The following is a 22,337-nucleotide window of genomic DNA, read 5'->3' as shown; positions in this document are numbered from 1 at the left end:
GTCTACTCGCCCGCGCCGGTGGTGACGATGGGCTCGACCGGGGTGGTCGAGAGCCCGGCCGTCGTCACTCGTCGGCTGCGTGCCCGACCCTGACCCGCCTGCTTCGGCTGAGGCAGCGAGTCGAGCACCGAGTCGAGCAGGTGCTCGGCCTCGACGGGGTTCACGCGCTTGGGCTCTCGCACGACCTTGGCCACCACGGGGATGTCGAGAATCGCGACGGGAGCTTCAGTAGTGACGGGCTTCTCCTGGCGGGCACGGCGCGAAGCCGGGCGCTTTTCTGCCGGACGATTCCCAGCTTCGGAGGCCGCCGAGACGCTCGGCGCAGCCGCTACAGCATCCGGTGCCTCAGCGGCGGGCCGGGTGGACTGCTGCTCGGCCGGCTCGGGCTCGGCCTCGGCTGCGGCATCCGTCGACCGAGACCGGCCATCGGTCTGCTCGTCCTTCGGCTGCGCGGCGCTAGCCTGCTCGCCCGACGCCTGGTCGGCGTTGGCCTGCTCGGCGTTGGCCTGCTCGCCCTTGCCGTGACGTCCGCGACGACCACGACGCGACGACTTGCGATCGCCGGATGCTGCCTCGGTCGACGACGCCTCGGTGGTCGACTGCTCCTGGTCCTCGGCGGGCTCCGAGACGACGGCTGCTGCTGCAGCCTCCTTCTCGTGAGGGTGCAGGGTCGATGCGGCGATCATGGCGAGGGCGTGCTTGGCGTCCTCGGTGATCCCGTGCGTGCCGTTGCCCGACTTGGCGGCATCCGTCGGCGCTGCCGACTGCGAGCTCGGAGCGGACTGGCCGCCACCGCGACGACGGTTGCCCGACCCGGCGATGGCAGGCTGAGGCGTCTGCTGCTGCTGACGGTGACGCACGACGGGATCGTGGTGCACGATGATGCCGCGGCCGGCGCAGACCTCGCAGTTCTCGCTGAACGACTCGAGCAGGCCGAGTCCCAGCTTCTTGCGGGTCATCTGCACCAGTCCGAGCGAGGTGACCTCGGCGACCTGGTGCTTGGTGCGGTCGCGGCTGAGGCACTCGACGAGACGGCGCAGCACGAGGTCGCGGTTCGACTCCAGCACCATGTCGATGAAGTCGACCACGATGATGCCGCCGATGTCGCGCAGGCGCAGCTGGCGCACGATCTCCTCGGCGGCCTCGAGGTTGTTCTTGGTGACGGTCTCCTCGAGGTTTCCCCCGGAGCCGACGAACTTGCCGGTGTTGACGTCGACGACAGTCATGGCCTCGGTGCGGTCGATCACGAGCGAGCCACCCGAGGGCAGCCACACCTTGCGGTCGAGGGCCTTCTCGATCTGCTCCGAGATGCGGAACTCGTCGAAGGCGTCCTTGTCGCCGGTGTAGGTCTCGACGCGCTCGACCAGATCGGGGGCGACAGCGCGCAGGTAGGCCTCGATGGTCTCCTGGGCCTCGTCGCCGGCGATGACCATCTTCTGGAAGTCCTCGTTGAAGACGTCGCGCACGATCTTGATGAGCAGGTCGGGCTCCGAGTGCAGCAGGGCGGGAGCCTGCACGGTCTCGAGCTGCTTGGAGATCGACGCCCACTGCTCGATGAGACGGTTGACGTCGAGGGTCAACTGCTCCTCGGTCGCACCCTCGGCCGCAGTACGCACGATGACGCCCTGGTTGTCGGGGAGGACCTCCTTGAGGATCTTCTTGAGGCGCGCCCGCTCGGTGTCGGGGAGCTTGCGGCTGATGCCGTTCATGGAGCCGTTGGGGACGTACACGAGGTAGCGGCCGGGCAGCGAGATCTGGCTGGTCAGACGGGCGCCCTTGTGGCCGACGGGGTCCTTCGTGACCTGCACGAGCACCTTGTCGCCGGGCTTCAGCGCGAGCTCGATGCGGCGCGGCTGGTTGCCACCCGGATTCTCCGCAGCGGCGGCCTCCCAGTCCACCTCACCGGAGTACAGCACGGCGTTGCGGCCGCGTCCGATGTCGACGAAGGCGGCCTCCATGCTGGGCAGCACGTTCTGAACGCGGCCGAGGTACACATTCCCGATGAGGGATGCGTCCTGGTTGCGGGCGACGTAGTGCTCCACGAGCACGCCGTCCTCGAGCACGCCGATCTGGATGCGGGCGCTCTTAGAGCGCACGACCATGGTGCGATCGACGGACTCGCGGCGGGCGAGGAACTCGGCCTCGGTGATGACGGCACGACGACGACCGGCGTCGCGGCCATCCCGACGACGCTGCTTCTTCGCCTCGAGGCGGGTCGAGCCCTTGATGCGCTGAGGCTCGGTGATGAGCTCGGGCTGGCGCGGGGTGCGCACCTTGACCACGGTGTTCGTCGGGTCGTCCGACCCACCACGGCTCTCGTCACCGCTGCGACGACGAGCGCGGCGGCGCACAGTCGACTCCGACTCCTCGAAGTCGTCGTCCTGGTCGCGGTCGTCGCGCTCCGAGCGGTCGGGGCGTCCGCCGCGGTTCGGCCGCGGCGGCAGGGCCGCGATCTCGGGCGCGTGGAAGATGAGCGACGTCGTCGTCAACGCTGCGGGGAAGAGCGTCGGGGCGACGGATGCCGCGGGCTCGCCCTGCGGCTCGGCTGCGGCGTCCCCCGCCTCGGTCGGCGCCTCGTCGGCGGCCTGCGCGTCAGCGCTGGGCGCCTCGACCGACTGCTTCTCCACGGCTGGCGCGGCCTGGGCCTTTGCAGCTCTCGGCTCAGCGGCCTTCGGCTCGGCCTTCGACTCAGCGGCGGCCGGCGCCTCGACTGCGGCATCAGAGGCCGCGGTCTGGGCGGCATCCGTCACCTCGGTCGTGGTCTCGACAGGTGCCTGCTCGGCCTTCTTCTGGCTCTTGCGAGCCCCGAAGATGCGCGTGCGCTTGCGACCACCGGTCTCCCCGACATTCTTCGTCGGGTCAGTGTTCTCGTTGTTCTCCACCATTGCTGGGGCACTCCTCGACCGGTGCGACTGGCCGCGCCATCCGCGTTCCGGGTACTCTCTCACGCGAGTCTCCGCCGGTGCGGAATCTCGCTAATCCTCTGTCGTCTGCAGCCGGCACATTGGCTCTGGCTGCCACTTCTCTCGGTCTGGGACCGAATGTTCGGGTGCAACTGCACCCATCAAGCCTTCTTGGCGTCGGACTGAGCGCGGCTCAGTCGACACATCCGATTATCGCACGGCTTCACAGATCGGCGGTGATCAGCCATGCCATAATCGCCAATCATGAGCGAGACCACCCCTGCCGGCACAGAGTCCAGACCCGCCTATGCCGTCGGAATCGTGCTGGCGGTGCTCGGCGCGTTCGGTCTTCTGGCCGCGTTCGAACTCACCCTGGAGAAGTTCCACGCCCTCGAGTTCCCGGGCACGGGGGCCTCGTGCGACTTCAGCCTGATCGTGCAGTGCTCGGTCAACCTCGCCTCGTCGCAGGGCGCGGTGCTCGGGTTCCCGAACCCCGTGATCGGACTCGTCTGCTGGCCCGTTGTCATCACGATCGGCGTGGCGATCCTGGCGCGGGCACGGTTCGCCGCCTGGTTCTGGGTCGGCCTGAACATCGGGATCGTCGGCGCCCTGGCGTTCGTGATCTGGCTGATGTACCAGAGCATCCACATCCTCGCGACGCTCTGCCCGTGGTGCATGCTCACCTGGGCCGTTGTGATCCCGCTGTTCTGGGTGGTCACGATCGACAACCTGCGCACGGGCTGCATCCCCACGACCGAGCGGTTCCAGCGGTTCGCGGCATCGGCGTACGGCTGGATCCCGCTGATCACCCTCGTCTGCTACCTGATCGTCGCGGTCATCGCGCAGCTGCGTCTCGACGTGCTGGGCTATCTGTTCTGAGTTACCCACCGCTCGCTGAGGGCCGGACGGAGTCCGCGCCAGAAGCGTCTCCGGTGGCGCCGTGCGCTTCGGGCGGTCGCTCCGCTCGGCCCTCAGCGAGCGAGAGGGCCGAGCGTGCGGAACTCAGGCGAACCAGAGGGCGAGCTCGCGCGCGGCCGACTCGGGCGAGTCGGAGCCGTGCACGAGGTTCTGCTGGACCTTGAGGCCCCAATCGCGTCCGAGGTCGCCGCGGATCGTGCCGGGCGCAGCAGTGGTCGGATCGGTGGTGCCGGCCAGCGAGCGGAAGCCCTCGATGACGCGGTTGCCCGCGAGGCGGATGGCCACGCTCGGACCCGACTCCATGAACTCGATGAGCGGCTCGTAGAACGGCTTGCCCTCGTGCTCGGCGTAGTGCTGGGCGAGCAGGTCGCGGTCGGCCTCGACGAGGCGGAGGTCGACGAGCGAGTAGCCCTTGGCCTCGATGCGACGCAGGATCTCCCCGGTCAGGCCGCGGGCGACGCCGTCGGGCTTGACGAGGACGAGGGTCTCTTCGATCGTGGTCATGCGTACTCCTTGTTGTGTCGGTCGATACGTCCGCCGCTGATCATGGCGTAGGTCCACATGGCGGCGAAGATGGCTCCTACGAAGAACATTCCCGGGTTGAGCAGTCCGGCGAGCAGTATCAGCGCCTGCACGATCCATCCGAGCACGTACGCGAACGGATGCCGCAGCAGGCCGAGCGTGATCACGATGAGCAGGCAGACGACGCCGCCGCTCACGAGAGCAGCGACGGGCCCGATGCTGATGAGACCGGCGGTCGGCAGCCCGTAGTTCACGAGGGCGGCGAGGAACACCACGATGAGCTCGAAGCCGAGCACGATCGAGGCGAGGCTGCGCTTGATCGAGCGGGGCGCCGGAGTGCGACCGGACGGCGCGGGTGCGGCATCCGGGGACTCAGCGTCATCGGGGAGATCGGCGCCGGGCATGCTCGCGCCCGTCACGAGGTCATCCAGTCGCGATCGGCCGCGTACTCCATGGCCTCGGCGACCAGAGTGATCGATCCGGTCACGACGACCGCCCGGCGCGGGGCGGCAGCCGCCCACTGGCGTGCCTCGTCGAGGGCGTCGGCCACCGACTCGAACTCGAACACCATGTCCTGGTTCGCCCACTCCACCATGGCGTTCGCGAGTTCGGGGGCCGGGATGGCACGCTCCGACGACGACGCCGTGACATTGAAGTGGTGCACGGCCGGGGCGAGGGCCTCGACGATGCCGCGGGCGTCCTTATCGGAGAGGATGCCGACCACGGCGACGATCTCGTCGAAGTCGAAGAACGACTCGAGCGAGGTGACGAGCGCCGCCGCCCCGTGCGGGTTGTGCGCGCCGTCGACGATGACACTCGGCTCGATGCCGACGAGCTGCAGGCGGCCGGGCGACGTCGCCGTCGCGAGACCCTCCTCGACCAGGGCCGTCGTGAGAGGCTGCGCTCCCCCGCCGATGAACGCCTCGACGGCCGCGATCGCGACCGCGGCGTTCTGCGCCTGGTGCGCACCGTAGAGGGGCAGGAACATCTCGTCGTAGCTTCCGGCCGCCCCGCGCACGCTGATGAGCTGGCCGCCCACGGCGACGCGGTTCTCGGTGAGGGCGAACTGCGCACCCTCGACGGCGAAGGTCGACTCGGTGAGCTCCACGGCACGCTCGAGCTCGGCGAGGGCCTCCGGTGCCTGCGCGGCCGAGACCACGCTCGCGGCCGGCTTGATGATGCCCGACTTCGTGCGGGCGATGGCGGCGACGGTGTCGCCGAGTCGTCCGACGTGGTCGAGGGCGATCGGCGTGAACACGGCCACCTGTCCGTCGGCGACGTTCGTGGAGTCCCACTCGCCGCCCATGCCGACCTCGAGCACGACGACGTCGACCGGGGCGTCGGCGAAGCACGCGAACGCGAGCACGGTGAGCACCTCGAAGAAGCTGAGCGGGGCGTCTCCGGATGCCTCGAGCTCGGCATCCGTCATCGCGATGTACGGCTCGATGTCCTCCCAGTTGCGCACCAGCGCCTCATCGGTGATCGGCTCGCCGTCGATCAGGATGCGCTCGGTGAAGCGCGTCAGGTGCGGGCTGGTCAGCAGCCCGGTCTTGAGCCCGTAGGCACGCAGGATGCTGTCGATGATGCGACTGGTGCTGGTCTTGCCGTTCGTGCCGGTGATGTGGATGACCGGGTAGGCGCGCTGCGGGTCGCCCAGCAGCTCGACGGCGCGCCGGGTGGCTGTCAGCCGCGGCTGCGGGTTCGACTCGCCGATGCGGGCCAGCAGGCCCTCGTAGACGGCGTCGGCGGGCTGGCGCCAGATGTCTTCGTCGTTCATGCCTTCTCCAGAGCGATGGTGAGGGTGGAGTCGCGGCCCACTGAGAGGGCCTCGGCCGGCAGCTCGGTGCCGCCGAACACGGCGATGTCGAGGTCGACGGCCAGAGTCTCGGCGCCGATGAGCTCGGCGTGCACGCGCGCCGCCGTCGCAGCGGTCTCGTTCAGGGTGAGGCGCAGACGGATGCGGTCGCTGACCTCGAGCCCTGCCGCCTTGCGGGCGTCCTGCACGGCTCGGATGACGTCGCGTGCCAGGCCCTCGGCCTCGAGCTCGTGGGTGATGACGGTGTCGAGCAGCACGAAGCCGCCGCCCGGGAGCAGCGCGAGCGCCACGCCTGAGCCGGCCTCCGCCGTCGCCTCGAGCACGAGGTCGTACTCGCCCTCGACGAGCGCGATGCCGCCGGCGGTGACGACTCCGTCGGTCTCCGACCAGTCGCCGGTGCGAGCACCCTGGATGGCCTTCTGCACCTCCTTGCCGAGACGCGGGCCCGCGGCACGCGCGTTCACGGTGAGGCGGCTGGAGACGCCGTAGTCGGCAGCGCTCGACTCGGCGAGCTCCACGACGTCGACGGATTTCACGTTGAGTTCCTCGCGCAGGATGGCCTCGAACGGAGCGAGGCCGGCGGCGGATGCCGACACCACCGTGAGCTTCGCCAGCGGCAGTCGCACACGCAGGCCCGACTGCTTGCGCAGGGAGAGAGCGGTGGAGCTGATGGCGCGCACCTCGTCCATCACGGCGACGAGGGCGTCGTCGGCGGGGAACTCGGACGCCTCCGGCCAGTCGGCCAGGTGAACGCTGCGGCCGCCGGTGAGCCCCTGCCAGATGCGCTCCGAGACGAGCGGCAGCAGAGGGGCCGTGAGGCGGGTGTAGGTCTCGAGCACCGTGTAGAGCGTGTCGAAGGCCTCGCTGCCCGCGCCGTCCTCGCCGACGCCGGCCCAGAACCTGTCGCGGGAACGCCGCACGTACCAGTTGGTGAGCACGTCGGCGAAGTCGCGGAGCTTCGCGGCCGCGAGCGTGGAGTCGAGCTGCTCGAGGTCGGTCGTGACGGCACCGACGAGGTCGCCCAGTTTGGCGAGCAGGTAGCGGTCGAGCACGTCGGTCGAGTCCGTTCGGCGCTTCGCCTCGTAACCGGCATCCGACGAGGCGTTCGCGTACAGCGAGAAGAAGTACCAGGTGCTCCACAGCGGGAGCATCACCTGGCGCACGCCCTCGCGGATGCCCTCCTCGGTGACGACGAGGTTGCCACCGCGCAGCACCGAGCTCGACATGAGGAACCAGCGCATGGCGTCGGAGCCGTCGCGGTCGAAGACCTCGGAGACGTCGGGGTAGTTGCGCAGCGACTTGCTCATCTTCTGGCCGTCGCTGCCGAGCACGATGCCGTGGCTGACGACGTTCGTGAACGCCGGGCGGTCGAACAGCGCGGTGGAGAGCACGTGCAGCATGTAGAACCAGCCGCGCGTCTGTCCGATGTACTCCACGATGAAGTCGGCCGGGTTGTGGCTGTCGAACCACTCCTGGTTCTCGAACGGATAGTGCACCTGGGCGAACGGCATCGAGCCCGAGTCGAACCAGACGTCGAGCACGTCGGGGATGCGGCGCATGGTCGACTTCCCGGTCGGGTCGTCGGGGTTCGGGCGGGTCAGCTCGTCGATGTACGGGCGGTGCAGGTCGGGCTCGCCCGCCGCGTTCCGAGGCTGCGTGCCGAAGTCGCGCTCGAGCTCCTCGAGCGAACCGTACACGTCCATGCGCGGGTATTCCGGGTCGTCGCTCTTCCACACCGGGATCGGCGAGCCGAAGTAGCGGTTGCGGCTGATCGACCAGTCACGGGCGTTGCCGATCCACTTGCCGAACTGGCCGTCCTTCACGTTCTCGGGAACCCAGGTGATGTCCTGGTTGAGATCGACCATGCGGTCGCGGAAGTCGGTGACGCGCACGAACCAGCTCGAGACCGCCTTGTAGATCAGCGGGTTGCGGCAGCGCCAGCAGTGCGGGTAGGAGTGCACGTAGCTGGCCTGGCGGAGGAGGCGCCCTTCGGCCTTGAGCAGCTGCGTGAGCGGCTTGTTGGCATCGCTCCAGAGCTGGCCGGCGACATCCGTCACGTCGGAGAGGAACTTGCCGCCGTCGTCGAGGGAGATGATGACGGGGATGCCGTTCGCCTCGGAGACCTTCTGGTCCTCCTCGCCGTAGGCCGGCGCGAGGTGCACGATGCCGGTGCCGTCCTCGGTGGTGACGTAGTCGGCGACGAGGATGCGCCAGCCGTTCTGCATGCCCCACGCATCGACGTCGGCGTAGTAGTCGAACAGGCGGTCGTACGTCACGCCCTCGAGCTCGCTGCCGAGCACCGTGCGGGAGACCGCTGCCGTCGCGTCGGCGGCCGACTCGTAGCCGAGGTCCTTGGCGTAGTTGCCGACCAGGTCGATGGCGATGAGGTACTCGGCGCCGAGCACCTCGGTGCCGTCGTTGCCGCCGGAGCGCTCACGCAGGACCGTGGCATCCGGAGTCCCGTTCGGCCCTGCGGGAACCACCGCGTAGGTGATGTCCGGGCCCACCGCGAGGGCGGCGTTGGTGGGCAGGGTCCAGGGCGTCGTCGTCCAGGCGAGGGCGCGAACGGCGGTGAGACCGAGGGACTCGGCCTTGGCGCCGGTGAGCGGGAATGTCACCGTGACGGTCTGGTCCTGGCGGTCCTTGTAGACGTCGTCGTCCATGCGCAGTTCGTGGTTCGACAGCGGCGTCTGGTCGCGCCAGCAGTACGGCAGCACGCGGTAGCCCTCGTAGGCGAGACCCTTGTCGTGCAGGCGCTTGAAGGCCCAGATGACGCTTTCCATGAAGGTCACGTCGAGAGTCTTGTAGTCGTTCTCGAAGTCCACCCAGCGGGCCTGGCGGGTGACGTAGCCCTCCCACTCCTTGGTGTAGCGCAGCACGGAGTCCTGGGCGGCGCGGTTGAACGCGGCGATGCCCATCTCCTCGATCTGGCTCTTGTCGGTGATGCCGAGCTGGCGCTCGGCCTCGAGCTCGGCCGGGAGTCCGTGGGTGTCCCAGCCGAAGCGACGGTGAACCTGCTTGCCGCGCATGGTCTGGAAGCGCGGGAAGACGTCCTTCGCGTAGCCGGTCAGCAGGTGGCCGTAGTGCGGAAGGCCGTTGGCGAACGGCGGGCCGTCGTAGAACACCCACTCCGCAGCGCCGTCGCGGTTGTCGATGGAGGCCTGGAAGGTCCCGTCGTTCTTCCAGAACTCGAGCACCTCCCGCTCGATCGAGGGGAAGTTCGGCGACGGCACGACTCCGTCGGAAGCGTGCTGGGGATCCTGACCCTTGGGGTACAACGCGTGGCTCCTGGATGCGAGAGAGACTTCTCCACGAGGACGGCGAGCCCGTCGAGCTCCACCGCGGTACCACCCCGCTTGCGCATCGATCCCGAGAAGCTGCCCGGAACCGCTGCACCGCTTGTTCATTGGCTGTGACGGGCCAGACCCGTTCGGTTCTACTGAGCTCTCGCCGTTCTGCCGAAGACTCCCCGGTGATGGCCGGATCGATGTCGTTGCCCTCAGTCTACGCGAACACGGGGCTCGAACGCCCGTCGACGACTCCTCAGCGATAGGCCTCGTCGATGAGGGCGTGCAGGGCCGCAGGGGCCACCCTGTGCTCGCGTGCCTCGGCGACGAGATCGTGGATCAGCCCGGCCAGGACCATGTGACCTCCGACACGCACTGTCACGACCGCTCCCCGGCCGCGATGCAGTTCCACCAGGCCCTCGTCGCGCAGCACTCTGTAGCCGTGCAGCACTGTCTGCACGTTGATGTCGAGCTGCTCGGCGAGCGCCCGGGCCGACGGGAGACGCTCACCGTCGACGAGACGACCATCGACGATGGAGCCACGGATGCCCGAGGCGAGTTGCTCGAACAGGGGCCGTGGGCTGGACGGATCGACGCGAATGAGCACGATTTGAGTGTATTGAGTTAGTCCAACTAATCCAATCGACGGCGATGTGGCTCGGAGTCCTGTCAGGATGAATCATGCCCTCCCGCGACGAGCAGGAGGGCTTCACCCTTCCCCCACGTGCAAGGACCTCGATGCGCAGCGCTTCAGCCCCGGTTCGAACGAACCGGCGTCTTCTCACCCTGTTGGCCGCCGCGAGCGGTGCCACCCTCCTGCTCGCCGGGTGCACGGCCGCCGCCCCCGAGGCAGCGTCCACTCCGACGGCCGGCGGCACTCTCGTCTACGCGAGCGGCGATGCCGAACCCGACTGCCTCGACCCGCACGTCGGCGGCAACTACCCGCAGGCCCTCGTCGCGGGCCAGTTCCTCGAGTCGCTCGTCTCGCTCGACGAGGACGGCGCCATCATCCCGTGGCTCGCCACGACGTGGACGGCATCCGACGACGGACTCACCTGGGACTTCACGCTCCGCGACGACGTCACCTTCACCGACGGCACGCCGCTGAACGCCGAGGCCGTCAAGGTCAACGTCGAGCACCTCAAGAACCCGGACACCCAGTCGTCGACGGGCTACCTCGCCCTCGGCAAGGTCGAGTCGGTCGAGGTCGTCGACGACACCACCGCCCGCTTCCACCTCAGCACGCCCGACAGCGCGCTTCTCGAGTCCCTCGCCCAGCCCTGGGTCGCCATCGAGTCGCCGGCCGGCATCGCCCGCGGCATGGACGAGAACTGCCTCGCCCCCATCGGCACCGGTCCCTTCGTGGTCGAGGAGTGGGTGCAGCAGGATCACCTCACCCTCGCGCGCAACGACGACTACACCTCCGCCCCGGCTGACGCCGCCCACGACGGCGCTCCCTACCTCGAGGGCATCGAGTGGCGCTTCATCCCCGACTCGGCCTCGCGCTATGCGGCCCTGCAGTCCGGCGAGGTCGATGTGATCGACAACGCCCAGCCCGACACGATCGCCCAGGCCACGAAGAACGGCTCGCTCGTCGAGATCGACGCCCCCAGGCCCGGGGCGTCGAACCGCATCGAGCTCAACTCCTCGCGGGCGCCGTTCGACGACGTGCGCGTGCGGGAGGCGTTCATCCGCGCCGCCGACGTCAACGACGGCATCGACTCGCTGTTCTTCGGAACGGCCACGCGGTCCTACTCCGTGCTCTCCAGCGTGGAGCCCCTCGGCTACTCCGACGAGAAGCTCTTCACGACCGACCTCGACGCGGCGAACAGCCTGCTCGACGACGCCGGCTGGACCACGCGCGACTCCGACGGCTACCGCACGAAGGACGGCAAGCGCCTGACCCTGCGGTTCCCGGTGTCGACCAACCAGTCCATCCCGGCCGAGCAGTCGTTGTTCGAGCAGATCCAGGCGACGGCCAAGGAGGCCGGCTTCGAGGTCGTCATCTCGCCGCTCGACATCTCGGGCTGGTACGGCGCCCTCTTCTCGGACTCGTACGAGCTCGTCAGCGCCCCGTACACGAAGATCGGCCCCGATGTGCTGCGCACGCTCTACGACTCCGCGGGGATCACCCCGGCTCCGAGCGGCTACTTCGCCAACCTCGCCCAGCTGAACGACCCCGAGCTTGACGAGCTGCTCCGCTCCGCTGCGAGCACGAGCGACACCGAGGAACGCGCGTCGCTCTACGAACAGGCGCAGAAGATCATCCTGGGCGGGTTCTACGCCCTGCCGCTCTACGACCAGCAGAACCACTTCCTGCTGAGCACGAGCGTGAAGGGTGCACGGGCGATGCCCACGGTGTCGACGCCGACCTTCGCCGACGCCTGGCTCTCCGAGTAGTCGATGGGAAGCGCCGTCCGCCGCACGCTGGGGCGCCTCGCCGGCGCGCTGTTCGTGCTGTGGGCCGTCGCGACCCTCACGTTCTTCGCGATCCACCTGGTTCCGGGTGACCCGGCGCAGGCCATCCTCGGGGGGCCCGGTTCCCAGGCGTCGCAGGAGGCCCTCGACAGGGTGCGGGCAGACTACGGGCTCGACCAGCCGCTTCTCGTTCAGTACTTCGCCATGCTCGGTCGCCTGGTGACGGGGAACCTCGGGGACTCCTACGCCCTGCGGATGCCCGTCGCGGAGCTGATCGGAGGGCAGCTGGCCGGCACCGTGGTGCTGGCGCTGCTCGCGCTCCTCGTCGCCTGGCTGCTCGCGATCGGCCTCGCCCTCTGGTCGACAGCACCCGGGCGGGTCAGCCGGGCCGTCGCCCAGGGAGTCGAGCTCACGGCGGCCTCGCTGCCGCAGTTCTGGCTGGCGACAGTGCTCATCGCCGTCTTCAGCACGGCGCTCGGCTGGCTGCCCGCGGTGTCGACCGGAACGCCGACCGGACTCGTGCTGCCCGTCATCACCCTGGCGGTCCCCCTCGCCGGGTTCCTCGCCCAGCTGATGCGCGAGCACCTGCTCATCGCGCTCGAACAGCCGTTCGCGCTCTCGGCTCGGGCGCGGGGCGAGTCGGCCACCGGCATCCGTCTGCGCCATGCCCTCCGCCATGCCGCCCTGCCCGGCATCAACCTGTCGGGCTGGGCTGTCGGCTACCTCATCTCGGGAGCCGTCGTTGTCGAGACGATCTTCGCCCGTCCTGGCCTCGGCCGCACCCTGCTGCGCGCCGTCGAACTGCGTGACGTCCCGGTCGTGCTGGGGGTGGTCCTGCTGGTCGCCCTCGTGTACGTGGTGATGACCTTCGTGACGGATGCGCTCTCACGAGTGGCGGACCCGCGCCTGCGGCAGGAGGCGCGTCCATGAGCGAGCTCGAGGTGCGCAGCACCGTCACCGTCGAGGCCGCCGCGCGTCCGCTCCCCCGGGTCGGAACCGTGCTGGCCGGCCTGTTCGTCGTCTTCCTCGCCGTCGCCGTGATCTGGCCCGGACTGATCGCCCCCTACGGCCCCGACGCCATCGCGCCCCGCGACGCCTTCCAGCCGCCGTCGGCCGCTCACTGGTTCGGCACCGACGAGTCCGGGCGCGACATCTACAGCCGGGTGATCTGGGGCACGGCGACCTCACTGCTCATCGGCGTCACGGCCACCGCCATCGGCCTCTCCCTCGGGCTGCTGCTCGGGGCCATCGGGGGCCTCGGCGGCAGAGCCCTCGACTTCGCCGTCGGCCGGGTGAACGAGGTGCTTTTCGCCTTCCCCGGCCTCCTCCTCGCCCTGCTCGTCATCGTGCTGTACGGTCCCGGCCCCGTGACGGCCACGATCGCGGTCGGCCTGTCGACGGCGCCGGGCTACGCGAGGATCATCCAGGGCGAGCTGCGCGGCATCCGTTCCTCGGGCTTCGTCGAGGCGGCCCGGGTGCTAGGCCACAGCCCGTCCAGGATCATCCGGCGGCACATCCTGCCCAACGCCCTCGCACCCATCGCCGTGCTCGCGACCCTGGGTGTCGGTCAGGCCATCGTCTGGGCCTCGGCGCTGAGCTACCTGGGTCTCGGCGCCCAGCCGCCTGCTCCGGAATGGGGCGCCATGCTGTCGGCCGGGCGCACCTACATCACGACGGCCTGGTGGATGACGGTGTTCCCCGGCCTCATGATCGTGCTCACGACCATCGCCACGACGGTGCTCGGTCGAGCCATCACCAGTCGCAGAGGAGGCGTGCGATGACCGACGTCGCTGCACCCCGGGATCCCGTGCTCGACGTCCGGGGACTGGAGGTCTCCTTCGGGACCGGCCGTGTTCGCCGTGCCGTCGTGCAGGGCCTCGACCTGCGCATCGCGGCCGGGCAGTGCGTCGCGATCGTCGGCGAGTCCGGCTCCGGCAAGTCCGTCACGGCGCGCAGCCTGCTCGGCCTCGCCGGAGCCGACGCCGCCGTACGTGCCGATCGACTCGACGTCGGCGGGACCGGGATGCTGCGAGCCGGCGAGCGGGAGTGGCGGCGCCTGCGCGGGGTGGGCGTGGGACTCGTGCTGCAGGACGCACTGGTCTCCCTCGACCCCCTACGCACCATCGGCCGTGAGATCGGAGACGCCCTGCGCCTGCATCGACGGATGCCGGCGGCCGCCGCCCGCGCCCGGGTGCTCGAGCTGCTGGAACTCGTCGGCATGCCGGACCCGGCCGGTGCGATCGACCGCCGGTCGGGCGAGCTCTCGGGAGGGATGCGGCAGCGAGCGCTGATCGCGTCGGCCATCGCCCTCGATCCCCCGCTCCTCATCGCCGACGAACCGACGACGGCTCTCGACGTCGGAGTGCAGGCCCGGGTGCTGGCGCTGCTCGCCGAGGCTCGCGACCGGGGCACGGGCATCCTGCTGATCAGTCACGACCTGGCCGTGGTCTCGGCCCTCGCCGACAGGATCATCGTGCTCGACGACGGCCTGGTGGTCGAGGAGGGACCGACGACGGAGGTCATCACCAGCCCACGGCATCCGACCACCAGGGCCCTCGTCGCGGCGGTGCCGACCGAGGTGCCCCGAGGCCACCCGCTCACGCTCGTCGACCGGTCCAACGCACTGGTGAGCCGGCCGGTGACGGCATCAGCGCCGCGGGAGATCGTGCTCGAGGGCCGCGCCCTGACCAAGACCTTCACCACGAGGGGCACCCCCACCCTGGCCGTCGACGACGTGTCGTTCTCCCTCGAACGCGGACGCACCCTCGGGCTCGTCGGCGAGTCCGGATCGGGCAAGACCACTGTGGCCCGCCTGATGCTCGCCATCGCCGCCCCAGACAGTGGGGAGGTGCTGCTCGGTGGTTCGGCGTGGTCGAGCCTCCCCGAACGGGAGCGCCGTCCTCTGCGGCCGCGCATCGGGGCGATCTACCAGGATGCCCTCGGGTCCTTCGATCCGCGCTGGACCGTCGAGCGCATCCTCCGCGACGCGCTCGGTCCCGCTGCCACGGGCACGGAGGTCGTCGATCTGCTCGAGCAGGTTCGGCTGGCACCGGATGCCGCCGCCCGCCATCCGCTCACCCTCTCTGGAGGCCAGCGCCAACGGGTCTCGATCGCGCGCGCCCTCGCCGAAGCCCCCGAGATCCTCGTGTGCGACGAACCCGTCTCGGCCCTCGACACCACTGTGCAGGCCCGGGTGCTCGATCTGCTCGACGAGCTCCAGCGCGAGCGCGGGCTGTCGCTGCTGTTCATCTCGCACGACCTCGGCGTCGTCCGGCACATGAGCGACACCGTCGCCGTGATGCGACATGGACGCATCGTGGAGCACGGCGACGCCGAGAGCGTGTTCACCGATCCTCAGCACGAGTACACCCGATCGTTGATCGCAGACGCACCCCGACTGCGCTCGCTGGGCTGAGCCATCCGGTGCCGGTAAGCTCTGTGGAGACTAATCAGGCACTTCACCACTGACACGGTGCCGTCCATACCGATCGGAGCATCATCATGTCCGCTGCCATTCCCGACAAGCCGGCCCTCGAGGGGCTCGAGTCCAAGTGGGGAGCAGCGTGGGAAGCCGACGGTACCCACCGCTTCGACCGTGAGCGCGCCACGCGCGACAACATCTACTCGATCGACACCCCGCCGCCGACGGCCTCGGGTTCGCTGCACATCGGCCACGTGTTCTCGTACACCCACACCGACGTCATCGCCCGCTTCCAGCGCATGCGCGGCCGGAGCGTCTTCTACCCGATGGGCTGGGACGACAACGGCCTGCCCACCGAGCGCCGCGTGCAGAACTACTACGGTGTGCGCTGCGACCCGTCGCTGCCCTACGAGGCCGACTTCACCCCGCCGTTCGAGGGTGGCGACGGCAAGAGCACCAAGGCCGCCGACCAAAAGCCCGTCAGCCGCCGCAACTTCATCGAGCTCTGCGAACAGCTCACCCATGAGGACGAGGTGCAGTTCGAGAAGCTCTGGCGCGACCTCGGCCTCTCCGTCGACTGGACCCAGACCTACCGCACCATCGGCGACGAGGCGTTGTTCACCTCCCAGCTCGCCTTCATCCGCAACGTCGAGCGCGGCGAGGCCTACCAGGCCATGGCGCCGACGCTGTGGGACGTCACCTTCCGCACCGCCGTCGCCCAGGCCGAGCTCGAGGACCGCGAGCAGCCCGCCGCATACCACCGCGTCGCCTTCCACAAGCCCGACGGCGGGACCATCGAGATCGAGACGACCCGGCCCGAGCTGCTGCCCGCCTGCGTCGCCCTCGTGGCGCACCCCGACGACGAGCGCTACAAGCCGTACTTCGGCACGACCGTCACGACCCCGGTGTTCGGCGTCGAGGTCCCCGTGCTGGCCCACCACCTCGCGCAGAAGGACAAGGGATCGGGCATCGCCATGATCTGCACCTTCGGCGACGTGACAGACGTGGTCTGGTGGCGCGAACTCGACCTGCCCAACCGCGCGATCATGGGCTTCGACGGTCGCATCATCGCCGACGCCCCCGACGTCATCACCAGTGAGGCCGGCCTCGCCGCCTACGCCGAGCTCGCAGGCAAGACCGTCTTCTCGGCCAAGCAGGCCATGGTCGACCTCCTGCGCGCCTCGGGCGAGCTCATCGGGGAGCCCAAGAAGATCACGCACCCCGTCAAGTTCTTCGAGAAGGGCGACAAGCCGCTCGAGGTCGTCTCCACCCGTCAGTGGTACATCTCCAACGGCGCCCGCGACGAGGCCTTGCGCGCGAAGTTGCTCGAGAGCGGCCGCGAGCTCGCCTGGCATCCCGACTTCATGCGTGTGCGCTACGAGAACTGGGTGGGCGGCCTCACCGGCGACTGGCTCATCTCGCGCCAGCGCTTCTTCGGTGTTCCGATCCCCGTCTGGTATCCGCTCGACGCCGACGGCAACCCCGTCTTCGACCAGCCGATCGTCGCCACCCAGGACCTTCTGCCCGTCGACCCGTCGTCGGACGCCGCGCCCGGGTACGACGAGGCTCAGCGTGGTCGGGCCGGCGGCTTCGTCGGCGAACACGATGTGATGGACACCTGGGCGACTTCGTCGCTCACCCCGCAGCTGGCCGGTGGCTGGGAGCGCGACCCCGAGCTGTTCGAGCTGGTGTTCCCGTTTTCGCTGCGTCCGCAGGGCCAGGACATCATCCGCACCTGGCTCTTCTCCACGATGCTGCGAGCCGAGCTCGAGCACGGTGAGCGCCCGTGGAACCACACGACGCTCTCAGGCTTCATCGTCGACCCCGACCGCAAGAAGATGTCGAAGTCGAAGGGCAACGTCGTCACGCCGGCCGACATCCTCGAGACGCACGGTTCTGACGCCGTGCGCTACTGGGCGGCATCCTCGCGGCTCGGCACCGACGCCGCCTTCGATCCGCAGAACCCCACGCAGATCAAGATCGGCCGCCGTCTCGCCATCAAGCTCCTGAACGCGGCCAAGTTCATCCATGGTGCAGGCAGCGCCGGCGACTCCGCGGTCACCAACGCGGTCGACCTGAGCATGCTCGCCTCCCTCTCGGAGGTCGTGCACCAGGCCACGATCGCCCTCGACAACTACGACCACGCTCGCGCGCTCGAGGTCACTGAGGCGTTCTTCTGGACCTTCTGCGACGACTACCTCGAGCTGGTCAAGGAACGTGCCTACGGTGGCGCGGATGCCGAGAAGGAGTCGGCCGTCGCCGCACTCCACACCGCGCTCTCGGTGTTCCTCCGCCTGTTCGCCCCCTTCGTGCCGTTCGCGACCGAGGAGGCGTGGTCCTGGTCGAACGACGGCTCGGTGCACGTCGCGGCCTGGCCGAACGAGATCGAGATCCCCGGAGCCGAGGACGGCGTGACAGCCGTGCTCGACCTCGCCAGCCGTGCGCTCACGGCCATCCGCCGAGCCAAGACCGACGCGAAGGTTTCTCAGCGCACACCAGTGATTTCTGCTGTAATTGCGGGAACAGGAGAACAGGTCGCACTGCTTCGGCAGGCAGCCTCGGACCTCGCCGCGGTTGGACGCATTGCGGTGCTCGACTTCGCTGAAGCCGATGAACTCGCCGTCACCGACATCGTCCTCGAGACAGTGCCGGAAAGTTAGGAGCATACGAATGACTGTTCAGGTTCGCCCCGTCGTGGATCGCGACTTCTTCGACTGGCTCGGACTGTGGGAGGGCTACAGCGCCTTCTACGAGTCCGAGGTCACAGACACCAAGGCCCTCATCGTCTGGTCCTGGCTCACTGACAAGGCGCACGAGCTCTCGGGCTATGTCGCCGAGGACGACGGCAAGCTCGTCGGTTTCGCCCATGTGCGCGAGTATCCGCGCACCCTCGAGGCCGACCGCGCGATCTTCCTCGACGACCTGTTCGTCGCAGAGGAGGCCCGTTCCCACGGCGTCGGCGGTGCCCTGATCGAGGAGGCCAAGCGCATCGCACGCGAGCGCAACGCCGGTGCCGTCACCTGGATCACCGCTGCCGACAACGAGACCGCCCAGCGGCTCTACGACAACGCGGGCACCCGCACGTCCTGGGTCACCTACGAGACCGAGGTCTGAGGATGCAGCTCGGCACCCGCTGGCCGTTCCGGGGCACCGACCGCCCGGCCAACCTGCCCGAGGTGGTCGGGTTCGCGCTCGACGCCGTCGAGACCGACGACGAGATCACTCCGGATGCCGGAGCCGACTGGCGCTGGACCCTCACCTGGCTCGAGGGCAAGCCGGTGATCGAGCTCGACGACGGCACCGTCATCCGCTACGTCGCCGAGGACGACTCCGCCCAGATCGTGCTGCCCGCCCAGTCCGTTGACGACGAGGACGACTGGTAGCGAGTCCTACTCGGGCTTCCGAGCGAGCACCTCGCCGTGCGGCATCTGCATCCAGCCGTCTGCGTCGACCTTCCACTCGCGCCACGCCGAACTGATCGCACGCAGTTCCTCGAGGTCGGCCATGCCGGCCTCGATGGCGTGCGCGGCGAAGGCGGACTCGGTGGCGCGCACGGCCCACGACTCGCCCCACCACTCGCGTTCGGCATCCGAGGCGAAGCACCACACCGATGCCGAGCACTCGACGTCGGTGAATCCGGCGGCGCGCACCCACGACTTGAGCATGCGCGCGGCATCGGGCTCTCCCCCGTTGTAGCGCGCCACATCGTGGTAGACGCTCAGCCACTCGGTGAGTCCGGATAGGGCGGGGAACCAGGTGACTCCCCCGTAGTCGACGTCACGGACGGCGAGCAGGCCACCGGGCTTCAGCACGCGCAACGCCTCGCTCAGCGCATCGACGGGCCGCACGAGGTGCTGGAGCGTCTGGTGGGCGTGCACGACGTCGAAGGTGCCATCGTCGAAGGGCAGTGCGTAGGCGTCGGCGACGAGGAAGTCCGCGTTGGCCAGGGCGTTGTCGATGCCGAGGCCGCGCGCCTGGGCGACGATCTCGGGGGCGACGTCGACGCCGACCACCCGGCCCGGGCTGACGCGCCGGGCGATGTCGACCGTGATCGTTCCCGGCCCGCAGCCGAGGTCGAGCACCGAGACGCCCGGCACGAGGTGGGGTGCCAGATAGGCGGCCGAGTTCTCGACGGTGCGCCACGTGTGGGAGCGCAGCACGCTCTCATGGTGACCGTGGGTGTACTGATCGCGCGGGGCGATCTCCTTCTCCTGCGGATCCGTGCTCATACGCCGAGCCTATCGAGCGCGCGCGACCTCATCGCACAGCATGCGGAACGGCCCGCCCTCACGAGGAGGACGGGCCGTTCACGTCGTACGCGGTGTCGTCGACGAGGTCTAGATCGCGAAGCCGAGCGCGCGCATCATGTCGCGTCCGTCGTCGGTGATCCGCTCGGGACCCCACGGCGGCATCCACACCCAGTTGATGCGGAAGGCCTCGACGATGCCGTCGAGCGACTGCGCGGTCTGCTCCTCGAGAACGTCGGTGAGGGGGCATCCGGCGCTCGTCAGGGTCATGTGGATGACGAGGGCGTTGTTCTCATCGTCCCAGCCGAGGTCGTAGATCAGACCGAGGTCGACGACGTTGATGCCGAGCTCGGGGTCCATGACCTCTTTGAGCGCCTCTTCGACCTGGTCGAAGAGTGCGGGTTCGAGTGTCGTGACCATGGGAACAGCCTACGCCGTCACGCCGGTGAGGAAGCGGTCGTAACCCTCGTCCTCGAGGCGGTTCGCCAGCTCGCGGCCGCCCTGCTCGGCCACCCGGCCGTTGACGAACACGTGCACGAAGTCGGGCTCGATGTACCGGAGGATCCGGGTGTAGTGGGTGATCAGCAGGATGCCGAGCCCGGTGTTGGCCTTCGCACGATTGACGCCCTCCGACACGATCTTCAGCGCGTCGACGTCGAGGCCGGAGTCGGTCTCGTCGAGAACGGCGAACTTCGGCTTGAGGAGCTCGAGCTGGAGGATCTCGTTGCGCTTCTTCTCGCCGCCCGAGAAGCCCTCGTTGACGTTGCGCTCGGCGAAGGAGTTGTCCATGCGGAGGTTGGCCATCGCCTCGCGCACGTCCTTGACCCACGTGCGGATGGCCGGAGCCTCGCCGTCGATCGCGGTCTTCGCGGTGCGGAGGAAATTGGTGTTCGTCACACCGGGGATCTCGACCGGGTACTGCATCGCGAGGAAGAGTCCTGCGCGTGCACGCTCGTCGACGGTCATGTCGAGCACCTCGGCGCCGTCGAACAGCACCGATCCGCCTTCGACGTGGTACTTGGGGTGACCGGCGATCGTGTACGCGAGGGTCGACTTGCCCGAGCCGTTGGGGCCCATGACGGCGTGGATCTCGCCCTCGTTGATGGTGAGGTCGACACCCTTCAGGATGTGCTTGGTTCCCTGGTCGGTCTCGACGCTGACGCGGAGGTCCTTGATCTCAAGAACTGACATTGCTCTTCTGTGTCTCTTTCATTCCGTCGGCACACGCGGTGCCGAAAACTGGGGCGCGGTTCAGACCGCGACTGTGATGGTGGGGTCGATGTAGATGTCGCCGTCGCGGATCTCGACCTGGTACACGGGCACCGGGTCGTAGGCCGGGAGCGACAGCGGCTTGCCCGTGCGCAGCGAGAACTTCGAGCCGTGCGCCCAGCACTCGAGGGTGTCGTCCTCGACGAAACCCTCCGACAGCGAGATGTCGCCGTGGGTGCAGGTGTCGCCGATCGCGAACACGGCGCCCGAGTCGTCCTTCACGACGGCCATGGCGGTGCCGTCGATGTCGACCTTGACGGCCTGATTCGCCTCGAGCTCGTCGACGGCGCAGATGCGCTGGGCGCTCACGATGCCAGCTCCGTTCCGACCAGTTCGGTCTCGAGCGATTCCTGCAGGCGGGTCTCGAGCTCGGCATCGCCGATCTGCTGCACGATCTCGGTGAGGAAGCCGCGCACGACGAGGCGACGGGCCTCGTCTTCGGTGATGCCGCGACTCATGAGGTAGAACAGCTGCTCGTCGTCGAAGCGACCGGTGGCACTGGCGTGTCCGGCGCCGGCGATGTCGCCGGTCTCGATCTCGAGGTTCGGCACGGAGTCGGCGCGGGTGCCGTCGGTGAGCACGAGGTTGCGGTTCTGCTCGTAGCTGTCGGTGCCGGTGGCCTTGTTGCCGATGAGCACGTCGCCGATCCAGACGGAGCGGGCTCCCTGCCCCTGCAGCGCACCCTTGTAGGTCACGCGCGAGCGGGTGTTCGGCGCATCGTGGTTGACGTAGACCTGCTGCTCGAGGTGCTGTCCGGCGTCGGAGAAGTACAGGCCGAACGCCTCGACGTCTGCTCCCTGCTCCGCCAGGAGCGTCATGGGGTTGACCCTCACGATCGCCCCGCCGAGCGAGACGACGATGTGCTTGAGCTTGGCGTCACGGCCGACACGCGAGAAGTGCGTTGCGGTGTGGATGGCGTCATCCGCCCATTCCTGCACAGTCACGACCGAGAGCTGGGCGCCCTCCCCGACCACGATCTCGACGTTCTCGGCGAGGCGGGCATCTCCCGTGTTCTGCAGAACGACGAGCGCGCGGCTGAACGGAGCGGCCTCGATCACGGTGTGCGCTGCGCGGGGACCGGAGCCGAGCGCGCCGCGGTTCAGCGTGAAGGTCTTCGCCTCCTCGCCCGTCACGGAGATGACCAGAGCCTGCTCGAAGCTGCTCCAGGCATTGGCGGAGGCGCGCTCCTCGGGGATGCCGGCGGAGCCGATGCGAGCGTCATCGCGGGAGACCCAGGAGACGGCGACGCCGTCGACCGGGGTGGCCGAGTACTCGTAGACCGAGCCGTCGAGCGTGCCCGCGGTGAGGTCGGTGAGCTTGGCGACGGGCGAGTATCGCCACTCGACCTCGCGGCCGGTGACGGCGGCGAAGTCGGCGACGTCGGTCGACTTGGGTCGAGCAGAGCGGGTCTGGACCGGAACCTTATTGGCCCAATCGCCGTCGCTGTGCTTCTTGAGACCGTGCTGCTCGAAAGTCGGCACGCTGGGAACGGTGGTTGCAGAGGCAGCCATCTAGACTACGGTTCCTTTCGACGTC

Annotated in this window: 19 protein-coding genes; 8 read left to right on the top strand and 11 right to left on the bottom strand. The window is 68.8% G+C overall.

Going from position 1 to position 22,337, the window contains the following annotated elements; genetic code table 11:
• Positions 1-2 precede the first annotated feature (2 nt).
• Positions 3-2,882, bottom strand: coding sequence for an Rne/Rng family ribonuclease (locus E4M00_RS06000; protein ID WP_240036918.1), 2,880 nt, complete (start codon positions 2,880-2,882; stop codon positions 3-5).
• Positions 2,883-3,167: 285 nt separating this feature from the next.
• Here E4M00_RS06000 and E4M00_RS05995 point away from each other — a divergent pair, with 285 nt between their 5' ends.
• The gene (locus tag E4M00_RS05995; RefSeq protein ID WP_135119533.1) at positions 3,168-3,782 is read left to right on the top strand and encodes a vitamin K epoxide reductase family protein; all 615 of its coding nucleotides are present in this window, start codon (positions 3,168-3,170) and stop codon (positions 3,780-3,782) included.
• A gap of 123 nt (positions 3,783-3,905) precedes the next feature.
• On the opposite strand, the gene ndk is transcribed toward E4M00_RS05995, so the two are convergent.
• From ndk to E4M00_RS05965, 5 genes are all read right to left on the bottom strand, one after another.
• A complete protein-coding gene (ndk, locus tag E4M00_RS05990) occupies positions 3,906-4,325 on the bottom strand; it encodes a nucleoside-diphosphate kinase (protein ID WP_056163083.1) in 420 nt (139 codons plus the stop codon).
• Positions 4,322-4,747 carry a DUF4233 domain-containing protein gene (locus E4M00_RS05985; protein WP_135119532.1) on the bottom strand — a complete coding sequence of 142 codons (426 nt, stop codon included), beginning with the start codon at positions 4,745-4,747 and terminating at the stop codon, positions 4,322-4,324. The genes ndk and E4M00_RS05985 overlap by 4 nt, the downstream gene beginning before the upstream one ends.
• Before the next feature lie 11 nt (positions 4,748-4,758).
• A complete protein-coding gene (locus E4M00_RS05980) occupies positions 4,759-6,120 on the bottom strand; it encodes a bifunctional folylpolyglutamate synthase/dihydrofolate synthase (protein WP_135119531.1) in 1,362 nt (453 codons plus the stop codon).
• Positions 6,117-9,437, bottom strand: coding sequence for an isoleucine--tRNA ligase (ileS, locus tag E4M00_RS05975; RefSeq protein ID WP_240036883.1), 3,321 nt, complete (start codon positions 9,435-9,437; stop codon positions 6,117-6,119). The genes E4M00_RS05980 and ileS overlap by 4 nt, the downstream gene beginning before the upstream one ends.
• A 265-nt stretch (positions 9,438-9,702) precedes the next feature.
• A complete protein-coding gene (locus E4M00_RS05965; protein WP_056163090.1) occupies positions 9,703-10,053 on the bottom strand; it encodes a GntR family transcriptional regulator in 351 nt (116 codons plus the stop codon).
• A 131-nt stretch (positions 10,054-10,184) separates the two neighbouring features.
• Between E4M00_RS05965 and E4M00_RS05960 the strand changes: the two genes are divergently transcribed.
• From E4M00_RS05960 to E4M00_RS05930, 7 genes are all read left to right on the top strand, one after another.
• On the top strand, positions 10,185-11,846 hold the full coding sequence (locus E4M00_RS05960; protein ID WP_135119964.1) for an ABC transporter substrate-binding protein: 1,662 nt from the start codon (positions 10,185-10,187) through the stop codon (positions 11,844-11,846).
• A gap of 3 nt (positions 11,847-11,849) precedes the next feature.
• The gene (locus E4M00_RS05955) at positions 11,850-12,794 is read left to right on the top strand and encodes an ABC transporter permease (RefSeq protein ID WP_135119529.1); all 945 of its coding nucleotides are present in this window, start codon (positions 11,850-11,852) and stop codon (positions 12,792-12,794) included.
• Positions 12,791-13,645, top strand: a complete 855-nt coding sequence (locus E4M00_RS05950; RefSeq protein ID WP_135119528.1) for an ABC transporter permease — start codon at positions 12,791-12,793, stop codon at positions 13,643-13,645. The genes E4M00_RS05955 and E4M00_RS05950 overlap by 4 nt, the downstream gene beginning before the upstream one ends.
• Positions 13,642-15,279 (top strand): ATP-binding cassette domain-containing protein, encoded by a 1,638-nt coding sequence (locus E4M00_RS05945; RefSeq protein WP_135119527.1) that lies wholly within the window; start codon positions 13,642-13,644, stop codon positions 15,277-15,279. The genes E4M00_RS05950 and E4M00_RS05945 overlap by 4 nt, the downstream gene beginning before the upstream one ends.
• Positions 15,280-15,365: 86 nt before the next feature.
• Positions 15,366-17,945 carry a valine--tRNA ligase gene (gene valS, locus E4M00_RS05940; RefSeq protein WP_135119526.1) on the top strand — a complete coding sequence of 860 codons (2,580 nt, stop codon included), beginning with the start codon at positions 15,366-15,368 and terminating at the stop codon, positions 17,943-17,945.
• Positions 17,946-17,955: 10 nt separating this feature from the next.
• Complete coding sequence (locus E4M00_RS05935) at positions 17,956-18,399, top strand: GNAT family N-acetyltransferase (protein ID WP_135119525.1); 444 nt, start codon at positions 17,956-17,958, stop codon at positions 18,397-18,399.
• A 2-nt stretch (positions 18,400-18,401) separates the two neighbouring features.
• Positions 18,402-18,668, top strand: coding sequence for a hypothetical protein (locus E4M00_RS05930; protein WP_056163107.1), 267 nt, complete (start codon positions 18,402-18,404; stop codon positions 18,666-18,668).
• Positions 18,669-18,674: 6 nt separating this feature from the next.
• Here E4M00_RS05930 and E4M00_RS05925 read toward each other — a convergent pair whose 3' ends face one another.
• The 5 genes from E4M00_RS05925 to sufD form a co-directional block, all read right to left on the bottom strand.
• Positions 18,675-19,514: a methyltransferase domain-containing protein gene (locus E4M00_RS05925; protein ID WP_135119524.1), complete on the bottom strand. Its 840-nt coding sequence runs from the start codon at positions 19,512-19,514 to the stop codon at positions 18,675-18,677.
• A 108-nt stretch (positions 19,515-19,622) separates the two neighbouring features.
• Positions 19,623-19,952, bottom strand: a complete 330-nt coding sequence (locus tag E4M00_RS05920) for a metal-sulfur cluster assembly factor (protein WP_055818324.1) — start codon at positions 19,950-19,952, stop codon at positions 19,623-19,625.
• A 9-nt stretch (positions 19,953-19,961) separates the two neighbouring features.
• Positions 19,962-20,723 carry a Fe-S cluster assembly ATPase SufC gene (gene sufC / locus E4M00_RS05915; RefSeq protein ID WP_135119523.1) on the bottom strand — a complete coding sequence of 254 codons (762 nt, stop codon included), beginning with the start codon at positions 20,721-20,723 and terminating at the stop codon, positions 19,962-19,964.
• Positions 20,724-20,783: 60 nt separating this feature from the next.
• The gene (locus E4M00_RS05910) at positions 20,784-21,110 is read right to left on the bottom strand and encodes a non-heme iron oxygenase ferredoxin subunit (RefSeq protein WP_055911631.1); all 327 of its coding nucleotides are present in this window, start codon (positions 21,108-21,110) and stop codon (positions 20,784-20,786) included.
• Complete coding sequence (sufD, locus tag E4M00_RS05905) at positions 21,107-22,312, bottom strand: Fe-S cluster assembly protein SufD (protein WP_135119522.1); 1,206 nt, start codon at positions 22,310-22,312, stop codon at positions 21,107-21,109. The genes E4M00_RS05910 and sufD overlap by 4 nt, the downstream gene beginning before the upstream one ends.
• Between the last annotated feature and the right edge of the window lie 25 nt (positions 22,313-22,337).

The sequence above is a fragment of the Orlajensenia leifsoniae genome, from assembly GCF_004570845.1.
In the GTDB taxonomy this organism is placed as follows: domain Bacteria; phylum Actinomycetota; class Actinomycetes; order Actinomycetales; family Microbacteriaceae; genus Orlajensenia; species Orlajensenia leifsoniae.
This window is presented reverse-complemented; position numbering and strand designations above follow the sequence as displayed.

Coding starts and splice junctions, on each gene's coding strand:
- E4M00_RS05955 (WP_135119529.1), top strand. CDS start 11,850: ATGGGAAGCGCCGTCCGCCGCACGCTGGGGCGCCTCGCCGGCGCGCTG.
- E4M00_RS05925 (WP_135119524.1), bottom strand. CDS start 19,514: ATGAGCACGGATCCGCAGGAGAAGGAGATCGCCCCGCGCGATCAGTAC.
- E4M00_RS05930 (WP_056163107.1), top strand. CDS start 18,402: ATGCAGCTCGGCACCCGCTGGCCGTTCCGGGGCACCGACCGCCCGGCC.
- E4M00_RS05985 (WP_135119532.1), bottom strand. CDS start 4,747: ATGCCCGGCGCCGATCTCCCCGATGACGCTGAGTCCCCGGATGCCGCA.
- E4M00_RS05950 (WP_135119528.1), top strand. CDS start 12,791: ATGAGCGAGCTCGAGGTGCGCAGCACCGTCACCGTCGAGGCCGCCGCG.
- E4M00_RS05935 (WP_135119525.1), top strand. CDS start 17,956: ATGACTGTTCAGGTTCGCCCCGTCGTGGATCGCGACTTCTTCGACTGG.
- E4M00_RS05945 (WP_135119527.1), top strand. CDS start 13,642: ATGACCGACGTCGCTGCACCCCGGGATCCCGTGCTCGACGTCCGGGGA.
- E4M00_RS05995 (WP_135119533.1), top strand. CDS start 3,168: ATGAGCGAGACCACCCCTGCCGGCACAGAGTCCAGACCCGCCTATGCC.
- E4M00_RS05980 (WP_135119531.1), bottom strand. CDS start 6,120: ATGAACGACGAAGACATCTGGCGCCAGCCCGCCGACGCCGTCTACGAG.
- E4M00_RS05920 (WP_055818324.1), bottom strand. CDS start 19,952: ATGGTCACGACACTCGAACCCGCACTCTTCGACCAGGTCGAAGAGGCG.
- E4M00_RS05960 (WP_135119964.1), top strand. CDS start 10,185: ATGCGCAGCGCTTCAGCCCCGGTTCGAACGAACCGGCGTCTTCTCACC.
- sufD (WP_135119522.1), bottom strand. CDS start 22,312: ATGGCTGCCTCTGCAACCACCGTTCCCAGCGTGCCGACTTTCGAGCAG.
- sufC (WP_135119523.1), bottom strand. CDS start 20,723: ATGTCAGTTCTTGAGATCAAGGACCTCCGCGTCAGCGTCGAGACCGAC.
- valS (WP_135119526.1), top strand. CDS start 15,366: ATGTCCGCTGCCATTCCCGACAAGCCGGCCCTCGAGGGGCTCGAGTCC.
- ndk (WP_056163083.1), bottom strand. CDS start 4,325: ATGACCACGATCGAAGAGACCCTCGTCCTCGTCAAGCCCGACGGCGTC.